Raw genomic sequence first — 13,878 nt, forward strand, 5'->3', positions numbered from 1 at the left:
GAGAGCGATCTGTTGCAACGAACGATTATCGAACGAGCTGGTGAACGAGTCGAACTGCTTGACGAGAGCGTGAAGCCTGCGTACATGGCACAGCACAATGCGGCGCTCGAATGGGTGTGAAGACAACCACCACGACGAGCCTGAATCGTGGTCTGATCGACGAAGTCAGCGCTCCGTAGTAGTCTGTATTCCGTCTGGCAGTGTCGGTATCGGTGTGTTCCGATCGACCGGTGCAGACACGCCGGATTGCAAGTGAAAAATCACGTGACGAGTCGGGGATCACACACCACCACTTCCAGTGTTTCCTGATCGTGCGCCAACCAATCAGTTGCGCTCGGAACACACCATTTGCAATATGAAGAACATCCCGGTGGAACCGTTTGTGAGGTCTGTCTCATTCCCTCTTGGTTCGGTGGGCCGTCTCTACGCGCGAGGATGAATGTATTCGACGTTTATAGGCGGCGGTCGTTCGTTCGCGGTCAACAGTGCCCCAGCCGTCGACGACTCGCGCGTGTACGTGACGATGCAGGAGAATCCCGACAACGATCCAGCCGGCCACGTACTGGTGTTCGATCACGAGGGGAACGAGAAATGGAGCTATAGTTTTCCTACCGGATACGAGCCGCCGAACACTCCTGCTGTCGTCGACGGCACCTTCTGGTGACCGGGAGCGACCGGATCCTCGCCCTCAACGCGCTGACGGGCAAGCGGCGATAGCGATTCGTCGTTGGCCACAGACATACCGGAGCTCCCGCGACCGACGGGGAGCGCGTCTACGTCAGCGCGAAGAACCTGTATGCACTCGACATCCGAGATGGCAGCGAGCAGTGCGCGTCGTCAACCACGGTGTCCATCGGCAGGGTGGGCAATAGACGCCGTCACGCCAGCGAACCTGTGTCAGCAGATTCGCGGCGCGACGCTCCGAGACGAACGTCTTGAATGGAAACATGGTTCGTCGGGTGGGCGTTCGCGCCACCCTTGCTTGCTGTGACTTCCAGCTACTGCCATACATAGATCAACAATCCTCCACCCAAGAGGACCCACGAAGTAAATGACAACGTGTAAAGTCTCGACTTGAAAACGCCGAATTAGTAATGGATTTCATTGCATCGACGGTTGAGGAGTCAGAACCGGGTGCGGAAGCAGAGCTAGACGTCTGGGACCGACTTAAATCTGCATTTGGAAGTGAGGATTATGGCGTTGCATATCACAAGTACCCTATCATTGACAAGGGTGGGAATCGATTTGACCATGAACCCGATGTCGTCCTCCTTCACCGGGAGTACGGCCTCGTTGTTATCGAAGTGAAGGGTTACCAGATTAACCATATTGACCGTATCGAGGGGCACACGTGGTACCTTGACGGAATCTCTCAAAGTACCGCTCAGCCTCACGCGCAAGCCCGCAGTCAGGCAAACTTTCTACGGTCGTTCTTCGTTCGTGAGGACAAATTGATGGGTGACCGTGGTTGCAAAATCCCGGTTAATCAGTTAGTGGCGTTGCCGAACGTAACTCGTGAGGAGTGGGAGCAGGCTGGCTTCGATGGTCCTGCTGCTCCACAGGTAATTACGGCTGATGACCTCACGCCGACTGCGCTTCGTAGTATATTTGAGAGTCTGAAAACGTTCGACCCGCTTGACCGCGAGGAACTTCGGGCGGGTCTCGATGTTCTGAGCTGCGGACAGCCAATCAGCGGTCAGTCTCTCCCGCCAGTTGGAGAACAGGAGTCGAAGGCTGACCACTACGAAAAGGTGGTGAAGGGGTTGAACGGCTTTGATCTTCAGCAACAAGAAATCGGCGTACAAATTCCTCCTGGTCCCCAGCAGATCCGCGGTATCGCGGGCTCTGGAAAGACCGTACTGCTCGCAATGAAGGCCGCTCGAATACACGAGAAACACCCCGATTGGGACATCGTCTTCACCTTCTACACAAAGAGCCTCTACGACCACCTAACAGAACTGGTTGAGCGGTTCTACGAACACTTCACCGACTCGAAGCCGGACTTCGACAAACTACACGTCATCCATGCGTGGGGCGGCAGGAAAGCTGGAGACGGTGTCTATTACCGTCTTGCAAAACAGAGTAAGACGAAGTTCCGAAGCTTTGGTACGGCTAAGAGTGAGTTCGAAGACGAAGACGTTGAGCCATTCGAGGGATGCTGTCAGCGTCTCCTCGACTACGGAGACATCGACGAGCAGTTCGACGCGATACTCATCGACGAGGCTCAGGACTTTGGACCGGCATTCTTTAACCTATGCCGGGAGGCGCTACGGCAACCAGAGCGTCTCATCTGGGCGTATGACGAAGCTCAGAATCTCTCCTCTTTGACAGCACCAAGCCCGACCAACATCTTTGGGACTAATGATGATGGGGAGCCGGAACTTGACCTGAGTGGCCAGTACAAGCGTGGTATCCGGAAGAGTCACATCATGCGACGGGCATACCGTGCGCCACGCTCTGTGCTGATGCTTGCGCATGCGTTCGGGATGGGACTCAAGCGTGAGGATGGGCCGGTACAGATGATCACACGTCAAGAGGGCTGGCGAAATATTGGGTACGAAATTGAGGCTGACTTCCGTCGGTATGGGAGCGAGGCGACGCTCACCCGTGAAAAAGCACAGTCACCGCACCCCCTACAGGATGCTGAGGAAGCGAACCGATTTGTGAAATGTAAAGAATTTAACTCGAAACAAAAGGAAGCGGAGTGGGTTGCCGATCAAATCAGCACCGATATTCAGGAGGAAGGACTGAACCCTGAGCAGATTCTGGTCATCCCACTCGGTCCTAATGGGAGGGGGCATGCTCACTATAGTCTTCGCGAGGCGCTTGACGAACACAACATCGAAATCAACTGTGTCTGGAACAACGACGACCACAAGGAGTTTGCCAAGCCCGGGAAAGTCACGGTATCGCGAATCAATCGAGCGAAGGGCAACGAGGCGGCCTCCGTGTACGTAATGAGTGTCGAGGCTGTCGAGAACGAGAACCGCCACAAGGGACCTGTTCAGCGACGTAACGAGGCGTTCGTTGGAATTACGCGGTCGCGAGCATGGTGCACAATCACAGGACAAATTGAAGACCGAAAGCCAATGTTCGACGAACTGCACTCCCTGATATCGGATGTCACTTCGGAGGATCCGGAGATTACTTTTCAGGTTCCGAACCCACAATTACTTGAACACGAACTGGAGGAAGATACCGACGAGTACGACGACACAGCCCTTACTGACTTCTGATAGGTACTGCATATAATAGTTCATACAGAGTTGTTGTTATTATTCTACTCTTCTTTCATGCGATGTCTTGACGTTGTATACTCGTTTGGACAAGCTTGGGTGAATCAACATGGCGAGGTCGTGCTTACCGTCACGCTCTAATGCCGTGAAACGCTCACGAACGAACCTAAAACCTCGCCCGACTCTTTTCAATTACAAGCGATATACCCGATGAGAACGTAGAATCTTCTCACCTCGAAGAGTCATTACAGATAGACGAAAATGTTATCAAAAAATCAAAGACCGAGTTCGGGAGGATGATATTGTAATAGTTGGGGGACACACTTGGATTATCTTGATGGGAAAGTGGAAAAGTTACAAAGCTTCACTACTACTTCTGGCGGGGACAGCCTTCTGATTGGAGAATCAGTAATAGCGGTAACCCCAGAACGGATAGACATCCTCCGACAGGCGCTTCGATACGAACGGACGACTGGTGAGATCCTCTAGGAGCACGTGCAGGGCGCCGACTGGAACGCCCACTCACTTTCGGGGAATGAACCCTCTATGAACCCACGTGGGAGGTGTCCGAGGTCCGCGTTGTCGCCACGGTTGCGCCACCGTCCACCGAGTAAAATAGAGGGGCCCCCCGGTCACTTGGCGTAGAGGCACTGGCTGGCCACATTCACCCCACCGAGCGTCTGCGGGTCTCCGGCTGTATCGGTGAAGAGTGCTGACTTCTCTCCGTCGGCTGCTTGGTCTACTTCCGGTCGATCGTCGACGCCGGACTCACTGGCTTCGGGTCGATCAAGCCGAACAGAGGCGTCGACCAGTCGTGCCGCTGCGGTCTCCGGTGGGAGTCACACATATGTGTCATGTTCGTCGCTTGCTGGACGCACCCCCACTATTGCACGTAGGACCCCCCGTGCTTCTCGTTGACCATAGTCTCCTGAATATAGGGTCCCGTGGTTTCATCAGTGTAGTCCACCAGCCGGTTTCCTCTCTGTTACACGAAGAGATCCTTTACACGGTCTGTTCTCGTGAAACCTGGTGTGCGTGCTGGTGGATGGACTTCTCAACAGACACTTCGAACTGATCGTATGTTCTACTTGTCCGTCTGAACGCCAGCGGTAGACGGAGAACTATCGGAGTCGAACACGTCGTTAGCCCTACTGATGGATGTGTCATTGGAGGATTGACTTTGTGAGGTCGTTTCTGATAGATATGCCGGCAGAGATGCCTCTACCTGGGATTGATACTTCCGCTTAGAGTGTCGATTTCACTGTTCCCCCATTGTACTCGGAGTTGTAGAGCAACGACGAGATCCACGTATAGCCGACCAGATCTTGATGGCCTGATTGAGCGAGACACACCATGTCGAAATGGACGCCACGGCACTAGTTGATGATCATTACAGACACGGAAAGAGGTTCCTCACACCCTCGATTGAGCTCAATCACAACGCAAAGGCAGTTTCACAAGCTTAGAAAGGTCATAGTTGAAGATATTTGACCCTTGGACACGAGGAAGTACTACTCAATGGTCGAAGTTCTTGATTCACTCTTTGTTCAGCGCAACAGTTGCAGAGCGCGATGAGACATACGTCATCGAAGTTCCTCCGACTGACATCGAACAGGGGGCGCTCACTGTTGAGACGACGTACCGCGTCGCACTTCTTGACGCGCCATCCTCCACTGACTCACGAACTCAGACAGAACCACAGGAGTCTCATACACAGTACCAGGATCAGTCCCCATTGAGTCCTCCAGTCGATGCGGGCGAGAGATTCGAGACGTGACGATCGAAACGATTGGGGACCAAGGCAACGGCATCGCCAAAGTTGAACGTGGATATGTCGTGATCATCCCCGGTGGCCACCCTAGTGATGAGCTCACTGTCGAAATTGATCAGGTTCGAGAAAGCGTCGCGTTTGCCAGCGTCGTCAACGACGATCCACGGGCACTCTAATTGACTGCCAGTGCAATCGTTCTCCGTGCTCGGATGAACCAATTTCTGAGAGGGAGGTTGATGCAGAGGATCCCACAACTGATGAATCGGGGTCTGAGTCAACACAGACAACTGGCCATCATCAGACAGGGGCTCATTGCCTTTGATACGAATTATTAACTGACTTCGACGACGGAAGTGGGTGCACAGGGAGACGAAAGCCGCGAGGATCTTCAGCCACTAGATTTCGAGAATGAAAACGGAACGACAATACGAAAGCACAACAATAAGGCCCAATAGCGATGGATCGTAGCCCCCATCCTACGCTTTGCACCAGTAGCGGTCCCTAAAGTGCGTTACATTGTGATTAGGTATAAAGATATCTCTTCTGGCTGCCAATACCTGTTACTGCGTCGTCTTTGCTAATGTTTATAACTGATCTAGACAATAGTAAATAATACAAACCATGACGAGATTCGATGAAGCTCACTATCGTTGGTACGACGAACCAGATGATGGTGAATACGAAATTCAGTTTGATCGCTTTGAATCAAACAAAGCTGTGTTCCTTATCGTTGATCAAGAGATCGATGACATCATCGGGCAAGCTGTCTTCCACGTTGAAAATGTTCCTGACCTCAATTCCGGTGATTCAATTACGACGCGAATTTTTCATGGGATGGTCAAAGACAGAGAAGTTATCGACATGACGTACGACTCCGAACTCTCTGAACAGCGCCACGAGAAGACACAACAACAACTCGATGATCTGTTTCAAGATAACGAAAGCGAGACGGGACACTAATTAGATCTGGTGGGACACCGATGGGAGATTATGTTAATAGCAGCAGTGATGGACAATTCCGTGTTGATATGATTGATGTAGGTCAAGGTGACAGTATCCTTCTTGAGAGTGAAGCAGGGACAACAATGCTTGTTGACTCCGGGCCGGGATACAATAGTGACCGCGTTCTTGACCATCTCAATGATCGAAACATTAATTACATCGATCACTTCGTTACGACTCACTATGATACAGACCATATCGGTGGTCACCCCGATATAATTGAGGCATATGGTTCTGATCACATTGGAACAATGCACGCTCCTCATCGGGAAGGGGTCGAACCCCCAAACACCAAAACAATGGATCAATTCAAGGATGCATTAGAGGAAAATGATCTTAGACTAAATAAGATAGAAGAAGGCGACTCATTTGATTTGGATGGTTCCGAGGTCAATGTTCTCAACCCATCCCAAGCTGTTGAGAACACAGATCGCAACGAGAATAGTGTTGTCATGCAGGTGACTCATGGTGATCAAGGAATCTTACTCGCTAGTGATGTTGAAGGGGAAGCTGAAACACGGTTACGTCAGGAGTATCCTGTAACTCTTAGTCATACAAATGTTACCAAAGTTGCCCATCACGGTTCGGAAAACGGTACCGATTTTCGTTCACTTGTTCGTTCTGATCCAGATTCGTTGCTTATATCAAGCAGTCTAAATAATAAATATAATATTAATAAGAATGAATATAACACACACCCCCATGATAAGATGCTCAAACGTGTTCATGATCAACAAAAGGATATTGGCATTTACTGGACGCCCGTCCACGGGACGACAAGTACCATCGTTGAGGAGGGGAAAACTCAAATTAAGACTGCCAGCGAGAGGGACGTGCTTTCAGCAGCCGACGTGACTGCCTTAAAATACTACGGTCGGAGCAACGATCTCGGAAACAGCGAGCTGGCCAACTGTGATGAGATCCCGTTTGCTGATCTGCCTGACGAAACACCCAAATGGGCATGTGAAGCAAGCGTTGTCAATATGGATCGAACACTTGCAGAAGCAACAGACCAAACCGAGGCAGAGCGGACAACCGAAGAGCCGACCGAGACAATCCCCCAGACTAACGAGGAGCTATTCGAAAAGATACAGGCATATGCTGACGATCGGGAAAAATCTGTTGCGGACGTCCTCCAATCCATGCAGCAAAAGCACACGGCCGCAAGTCACGATGACACTGCCTCGTCGGAGACTACATCAGCCGACTCGGAAGCGACAGACGCCGACCAAGCTTCAGATGATGAATCAGAGATCATTGACGCAGACGATACTGCCGAGGAGACGGTTGAGGCAGGTGCTGAAGGTGTCCGGATTCATGATGAACTTCGTTCTACGTCTGTTGAGGACGGTGGCAACACGAGCACAAGTAAGAACTCGGACAAGCACCGCGACGAGGATATGGGATCATCTCTGTAACGCTATCCATTATATCTTCGGTAGCAAGTAATCTCTATAAATATCGATTCACAACAGCCAATCAGTTGTTACTGCTAGCCGTGATATGATACTAATACTGTCTATATGCGTGGTGTTTTAGTAGATGGTACGTGAGTATCAACCGTATGTACTATCTTCCGCTGTTGCTGTCATGGTGGGGTCTTGGATATTCACTGCAGGTAGATACTGACATCTCTCCTGAGCTGTGCGATGCTGTTTCTCTGCACGTTCTCCCACTGCTGAGTGACCACGGCACAACCGAGCAGTTGTTCTCACAACTGTCTACACGATAGTAGTAATGGGGCTACTCACATCCGTTCGTCACGTCTGGCACCATGGATGGGCTTCACTTCAGAGGGGGTATCAGTGGCTCCTCTTACAGTTTCGAATGCGGCTCCGATACTGGGTCGCCCTCGTCTGTGTCGGCGCGATCGGGCTTCCCTCTCTCAGTAGTGAGTATGAAGTCGGACAGGCCATATGGACACAATTGCTCACACAGCCTATTGCTATCAGCGTGGCTCTCGATCCGGTACTCCTCATCGGCGGATTAAGCGTGCTGCTGGTGTACTGGCGCATTGGCCGGACAGAATACCAACTCCGCCATCACCTCTACGATGACATCATGCTGGCACCCCTCACAGACACGGGAGACCGACATGGCGATCCTCCCGGCTCAGAGCGAGCGGTCCACCTCGAAATGGATCGCTCCGTACTCGTACTCGGAGAGACTGGAAGCGGGAAAACCGAAGCAATCCGAGTACTCGCCCATCAGTTGCAGGCCAACCCTGATGAGGCATTCGTCGTCTTCGATTACAAACAGGACTACCAGACATTTTTCCCTGATGATCACATCATCCGGCTTTCGTCACAAAATTCCTCAAAAACGTGGAACGTCTTCCGTGAAATCGAACGCGATGAAGATTATGATGAGATCGCCAAGGCGATCTTTGCCGGTGCTGAGACTGAGACCGATTACTTCACTAACGCCGCCACGCAGGTACTGGCAGATGTCTTTCGCCTTCTTCAACAGCGCTCTGATCCAAACCGTCCGCTGACGAATGCGGATCTCGTGTCGTTTCTTGATGGTGCTGATGTTGATCTCCTGCGCAAGGGATTCATCGTCGAGGATCTCTCGGCTAAAAAGCACCTCCCGGAAGGCGTGGAAGCGAGTAGTAATATCGTCTCGATTCTCGAAGAACGCGTCAAGGCGGTGTTCCGTGGTGATTTCGCTGATGCAGGTGACTTTTCGGTCCGTGAATATATGAGTAATCCACATGGGAAGATTCTTGTATTAGATTTTCCAATCCAGCAGTCCTCGTCAGTCCAGCCGATTTTTCGCCTCCTAATTGATTGGTCGATCCGATTTGGATTGGAAGACAAGCGCCCATCCTACTACATTCTCGATGAGTTCGCAGCACTTCCCGAACTTGATATGCTTGAGCGGCTGATTAACGCGGGCCGGGCGTACAACTGCTATGCGATCTTAGGTGTCCAAGCGATCCCCCAACTCCACGATACCTATGGGCGGGACAAGGCAGCGAGTCTGTTGAGTGGCCTCGCTCAAGAGATTCATTTGCGGGTCGGTCAAGGTTCGGTCGACTATTGCCGTCAACGGATCGGCCGCGAGCGCGTCGAGCGCACCGTTGGACCCGATGAGGAGAATGAATGGTTCGTTGCAGTTGATGAGGACGACAAGCGTATCTTTGAGGACTACCCAATCGGTGAGGATACGCTGCAGAACTTCGAAGCGGGTCGCGGCATCGTTCACACACCCTCTGGGCGCCAACATGGCCATCTCTATCTCCTCGAGGATATCGAGGGTCGCTTGCTCCCCGCCGATCGTCCCGGTCTTCGAGAACGTATCTGGAGTCGACTCGTCGACCAGCAACGCCAGCCAGCCCTCAAAGCGCAGGGCGACGACCCTCCTCAGCTTGAAGACAAATATGATGAGTGAGACCAATCTGTTCCTTCTACAGCCACACAGCAACCTGTGCTGAACATATCCCTATTCTCGACTCGTGTGATCTGCGACCACTGTTATACCGTCATAGTCGAGATAGAAAGAAGTCAACTTGTAACCTGATAGAGATACTTTACAGGGCTATCTCGGGCAGTCGTCAGCAGTGGATGCACCGCTTTCGTTTTCGACTGCTGCTAATCAGTAAGAGTCAGTCGTTCTGGATCGCGCGGCAGTTAAGGTGGAAGTCCTCGGCTCGAAGATTGACCCGGTCGATCTTGGGACCGTTGCTGTTCGTATTCCTGTTGGTCATACACTGTACATACCATCAACGTACATAAGACTGCGCCGGCGGCAACTGGTCGATCGTCACTAAAGTGAGCTCTACCAAACTCTTGTCTTGAAAGAGACGCCATCAATGCCGCTCACAGAGCAGATTAAACATCGAATCACGTAGTGAATGAGTATAGATAGACAAGGAGGGTGTCCGCTTCAGTCTGGGAGTCAAGCACGGACGATGGTAGCTGGCGGTGTTGACGCACATATTCCTCTGCGTGGCAGAGGTGGTCGTCAATTGCCGGTAAATCTGCGAATCGTCTGATGCACCCCGACAGCATCGATACACCCCTCAAGAGCGGTGACTGTCGTTTCGGGGTCGATTGCGAGCGAATAGACCATATACCGACCGTGAGAGCCACTCCGTTCGGTCGCTGTGATGAGATTCAGATCGTCCAACTGACTATAGTAATCATGCGCGCGCCGGGCCGAGACGGGATCACAGTGAGCATTGGCAGTAAGGGTTGTGTATCGATCATAGACGGCGTTCGATGTGATCTCATCCGTCTCATCAAGCGTGAGTGTGACGATCGCATACATTACCAGCTGAATGTTTATCGGTAAATCGGATAGAATCGAGGCTGGTCGATCGGTTCGGTATTCCTCACGGGCTTGCTCGACGTGTTGATCGGTGACGTTCGTGGCGTCTTTGTTTCGCGCCAGATCACCGGCATCCCGGAGGAGATCGATCGCTAAGCGAGCATCACCTTTGTTGTTTGCTCCGACAGCAGCTGCTAACCGAATTGCTCCATCGGTCACCACATTCGGGTGAAATGCCGTTTCGACGCGTTGTTTGAGGACATCACAGAGCTGGACGCTGTCATATGGTGGGAACTCGATCACCTGTTCGCGCAGTGTTGAGCGGACATCAGCCGGCAAATCGGCTGTGAACGAGGTGTCTGTACTGATACCAATAATGCCGAGTTTTGTCACTGAGAGATCCCGATTGCTCCGGGCTCGAGTCATGCTATAAAGGAAGGTGTCGACTTCGGAGATGGTATCGATCTCGTCGAGAACGATGAGAACGGTACCACCCTGCTGTTCGAGTTCCTCGAATAGTCGTTCGTAGACTTCACTCGCGGGGAGTCCTGTTTTTGGGAGCCGCTCGTTTGGTGTATCAACAAGCGAATTTGTCACGGCGATCGTGAGCTGGTACGACGTATTCAACTGCTCACAGTTGATATAAACGGGTGTGACAGTCGTTGTGAGCCCCTCAGCGGAGGTGAGTTGGTCAAGGATCCAGTGAGTGACGACAGTTTTTCCGACGCCGTTCAATCCGTAGAGAAACACACTGTTCGGGGTTTCACCTTGGTAGACGGGAAGCAGAGCGTCGGCGTACGCATCCTTCTCAGCCTCCCGGCCAACGATCTCGGTAGGAACGTATTCATCACTCAGGGCATCGCGGTTCGCGAAGATATTCCCGTTGCCACGGTTCGTAAAGATATTTGACATGCATTGAGCGGGTATCTGTCATCACACGGGCGGAGATGATAGAAGTTTCGAACCGGCGTTTCATCACTATCATTAGCTTCACCCGTTTCAGAGGTTGCCCCAGCCTTTCATTACCGTCAATAGCGGAGCACCGTTTCATTAGCACTCCTGATCGGATTGGACGATTCGTACGTTTTGAGCCATCTCATGGAGATTCTAGTGAGAATTGCCCGAATCATACACCCTCCCCCCACTATTTCATCACCTAGCACGCAGAGCGAACTGACATTGCTGAAACTACGATCAAAGTGGATAATATCAATTATATTAACAATACATTTCCAACACTACGGACCAATTCAGTACGCTTGGACATAAAGCTATGGCTAGTTAGAGATAGTTTGGAAATGATATAGGCACTAACTGGGAAGTGGTGATGAAATAGTGGGGGGAGTGTGGTCTTATCGCCCCGATCACTCTAATCATCATCGATCGCGTGGCTGAGCGGGGTATTACCCAGAGGAAGTGCAGAGCTGATGACAGTGATGAAATGGTGGTGTGCTGATGACGCTAATGAAACGGTGGTGTATGTACCAACCCATACGATAGGGACAAATGCATCAACAAGGCCTCATTTAGACGCCAAGGTAAGCGTCTTATTTCAGCAAACCAACCCACAGCAAAACCAAAATCGAGTAGTATGTCCTCTCACCTCTCCCGCTTCACAGATTACCTCCTAACGTTGTCGAAACGTGCTGTCTCTGGCGATCCTTCACGAGCAGTGAATGGATGCCAATAAGGTCGTTTTCGCTCGTTCATACTCGCGGTATCCTCCACTAGCGAAGGAAGAGATCACTGCTTCCTAGTCACGGCAGTACCAGTGCTGTTTTCGATTTTTATGGTATTTCCACCACTATTCCAGTTGCTCATGGCGACCTCCAGTAGCGAATCCTAGGTGAGTCCGATACTCTGCCAGTCGGTCAAATAGAGATACTACATCTTTCGCCGAGATAGCCATCTTCGTCTCTTCTGACCGCGAGTGTCACCTGAGTCATCAATTATCGACGGTCTCACTTCGAATGAGTGAGATTGATCACGTGAAGACTTTAGCAGGTCCTTCCCAATATCACTCGTGTCGGGGCCGATTCTGGGCTGCCGTGGCTGAGTCTCTTCTGTCTTGTCAACGAGTCGTGCTTCAAAGTACCCACCTTGATCTACTAGTCGAACATCGTACGTCTGGCCAACTTCGCCCGCCGGAACGTGAACGGTCTTCCCGTCATGCTGTTGCTGAGCTATCGCATTACCGGCGTTACTAATACGATCGATGGTTACCGACTGCGTGGGTGTGGCTACCATCTAACTATTATTAATATTCAATACACATAAGTTTTGTGTAAAAGCTGGGACCATAGCTAATAACAACATGGTGGATGTTTTGTTTACAGAGTTGAATTGTTAGTATCATAAATCAGACAATATACACGGAACTATGAGACGGGTAAACTAGTACTGATATATAAGATGTCGATAAATAGTATCTATATCTGGTACAATTATAACGCTTAAATATTTTAATTTATTTAATGTGGTGGATAGTATGCCGTGGATGTATGATCGGCTGGTAGGGTTATTAAACTCATAACCTATACCGGGGACAATATCGCTACTCACAGCGTCGGTGGAGTCGTCAATGGCGCCGCTCACGAGCCATCTCTCGGCGTCTGAAGCCACGATTGAGCGGCTTGTCGACATGATCCGTCAGATCGATCCAGTGAGGCCGTCCAAGCCTCGGCCGATTCTGCTTCATCTGGTTCGTGTTCCAGTGAACCTGCTGTCACAGAGCAACGTTTATACCGTAGATCTGTCACTGTGTGTCCATGCCGTCGAATCGGCTCCGTAGTATCGTCCCGATGTTTGGGGGTGGGACCCGATATGTAGAGACAGTAGATGCAATTCTCACGTTCATTGAAGCCCATCAGCCATCGACAGACGAACTCATTGGATGGCACCGCGAGACGTTCAGGAACGTCTCAAGTCGGAACTCGATCATGCGACGAGTGAGCTATCTGCAACAGGTAGGGTTTCTTCATCAGGAAAATGACCGCTGGGGGCTTGGCTACTCTGGTCGTGAGTATGTCTCTGAAGGTGATGTGGCGACACTGCTCCGGATCATGTGTACTCGGAACGTGGGGCTTCGGAGTCTTCTGTATGCGCTGTCTGCTGGTCCGATGACACTCAGTGAGGTAAGTGCACAGCAGTTAGACACTCATCCAGCAGTAGGATGGAGTCGGGAACAGACGGACATGGCGAAGCAGCGGGTGAATTGGTTGCGGAGCATGGGTCTTGTCGAGCAACGAACCGACGAGTACGTGTTGACGGATGAGGGTCGCCAGTTCGTCGAGGATGCCGTTGTGGACTGGGCAGACACAGACGAATCGCCACCAGCGAACACCGGACTGAGTGCTGGCACGTACGAAACGACAGTGCATGCCCGTACGGTTGATCCCGAGTTCCGAGCGACAGTGCTCGCCCGATACGACCAAACGTGCCCGCTCTCCGGGGTTGATCAGCCGGGATTGTTGGACGTAGCACATGTGCTGTCGTGGCGTGACTATCCAGAATATAGAGCGGATTTGGCGAACGTATTGGCACTGAGTAAAACCCATCATGCTGCCTTCGACCAGGGCCTGTTCACGATCGACCGTG

Annotated in this window: 9 protein-coding genes and 1 pseudogene; 8 read left to right on the forward strand and 2 right to left on the reverse strand. The window is 51.5% G+C overall.

All coding sequences use genetic code 11. The features are described from left to right. The first annotated feature begins 439 nt into the window (after nt 1-439). Nucleotides 440-664 (forward strand): hypothetical protein, encoded by a 225-nt coding sequence (locus tag EIK79_RS17560; RefSeq protein WP_124957077.1) that lies wholly within the window; start codon nt 440-442, stop codon nt 662-664. A 189-nt stretch (nt 665-853) separates the two neighbouring features. Here the strand turns inward: EIK79_RS17560 and EIK79_RS19390 are convergent. After that, nucleotides 854-949 (reverse strand): annotated as a pseudogene (locus EIK79_RS19390) (IS1595 family transposase); the annotation flags it as partial. A gap of 145 nt (nt 950-1,094) precedes the next feature. Between EIK79_RS19390 and EIK79_RS17565 the strand changes: the two are divergent. From EIK79_RS17565 to EIK79_RS17585, 6 genes are all read left to right on the forward strand, one after another. Continuing rightward, nucleotides 1,095-3,236, forward strand: coding sequence for an NERD domain-containing protein (locus tag EIK79_RS17565; RefSeq protein WP_124957079.1), 2,142 nt, complete (start codon nt 1,095-1,097; stop codon nt 3,234-3,236). Between the two features lie 1,543 nt (nt 3,237-4,779). Then, on the forward strand, nt 4,780-5,013 hold the full coding sequence (locus EIK79_RS19345) for a hypothetical protein (RefSeq protein WP_185715696.1): 234 nt from the start codon (nt 4,780-4,782) through the stop codon (nt 5,011-5,013). After that, on the forward strand, nt 5,010-5,183 hold the full coding sequence (locus EIK79_RS19350) for a TRAM domain-containing protein (protein WP_368277006.1): 174 nt from the start codon (nt 5,010-5,012) through the stop codon (nt 5,181-5,183). The genes EIK79_RS19345 and EIK79_RS19350 overlap by 4 nt, the downstream gene beginning before the upstream one ends. A 445-nt stretch (nt 5,184-5,628) precedes the next feature. Further along, nucleotides 5,629-5,967, forward strand: coding sequence for a hypothetical protein (locus tag EIK79_RS17575; protein ID WP_124957081.1), 339 nt, complete (start codon nt 5,629-5,631; stop codon nt 5,965-5,967). A 20-nt stretch (nt 5,968-5,987) separates the two neighbouring features. After that, nucleotides 5,988-7,427 (forward strand): ComEC/Rec2 family competence protein, encoded by a 1,440-nt coding sequence (locus EIK79_RS17580; RefSeq protein WP_124957083.1) that lies wholly within the window; start codon nt 5,988-5,990, stop codon nt 7,425-7,427. Nucleotides 7,428-7,836: 409 nt separating this feature from the next. Beyond that, a complete protein-coding gene (locus EIK79_RS17585; RefSeq protein ID WP_185715697.1) occupies nt 7,837-9,402 on the forward strand; it encodes a type IV secretory system conjugative DNA transfer family protein in 1,566 nt (521 codons plus the stop codon). A gap of 573 nt (nt 9,403-9,975) precedes the next feature. On the opposite strand, the gene EIK79_RS17590 is transcribed toward EIK79_RS17585, so the two are convergent. Beyond that, the gene (locus EIK79_RS17590; protein WP_124957087.1) at nt 9,976-11,193 is read right to left on the reverse strand and encodes a Cdc6/Cdc18 family protein; all 1,218 of its coding nucleotides are present in this window, start codon (nt 11,191-11,193) and stop codon (nt 9,976-9,978) included. 1,856 nt (nt 11,194-13,049) lie between these two features. Between EIK79_RS17590 and EIK79_RS17600 the strand changes: the two genes are divergently transcribed. Next, a partial coding sequence (locus EIK79_RS17600) for an HNH endonuclease (protein WP_221621789.1) occupies nt 13,050-13,878 on the forward strand: 829 nt, incomplete at its 3' end.

Origin of the sequence: Halocatena pleomorpha, assembly GCF_003862495.1 — an archaeon.
Lineage (GTDB): Archaea > Halobacteriota > Halobacteria > Halobacteriales > Haloarculaceae > Halocatena > Halocatena pleomorpha.

Coding starts and splice junctions, on each gene's coding strand:
- EIK79_RS17560 (WP_124957077.1), top strand. CDS start 440: ATGTATTCGACGTTTATAGGCGGCGGTCGTTCGTTCGCGGTCAACAGT.
- EIK79_RS17565 (WP_124957079.1), top strand. CDS start 1,095: ATGGATTTCATTGCATCGACGGTTGAGGAGTCAGAACCGGGTGCGGAA.
- EIK79_RS17575 (WP_124957081.1), top strand. CDS start 5,629: ATGACGAGATTCGATGAAGCTCACTATCGTTGGTACGACGAACCAGAT.
- EIK79_RS17580 (WP_124957083.1), top strand. CDS start 5,988: ATGGGAGATTATGTTAATAGCAGCAGTGATGGACAATTCCGTGTTGAT.
- EIK79_RS17585 (WP_185715697.1), top strand. CDS start 7,837: ATGCGGCTCCGATACTGGGTCGCCCTCGTCTGTGTCGGCGCGATCGGG.
- EIK79_RS17590 (WP_124957087.1), bottom strand. CDS start 11,193: ATGTCAAATATCTTTACGAACCGTGGCAACGGGAATATCTTCGCGAAC.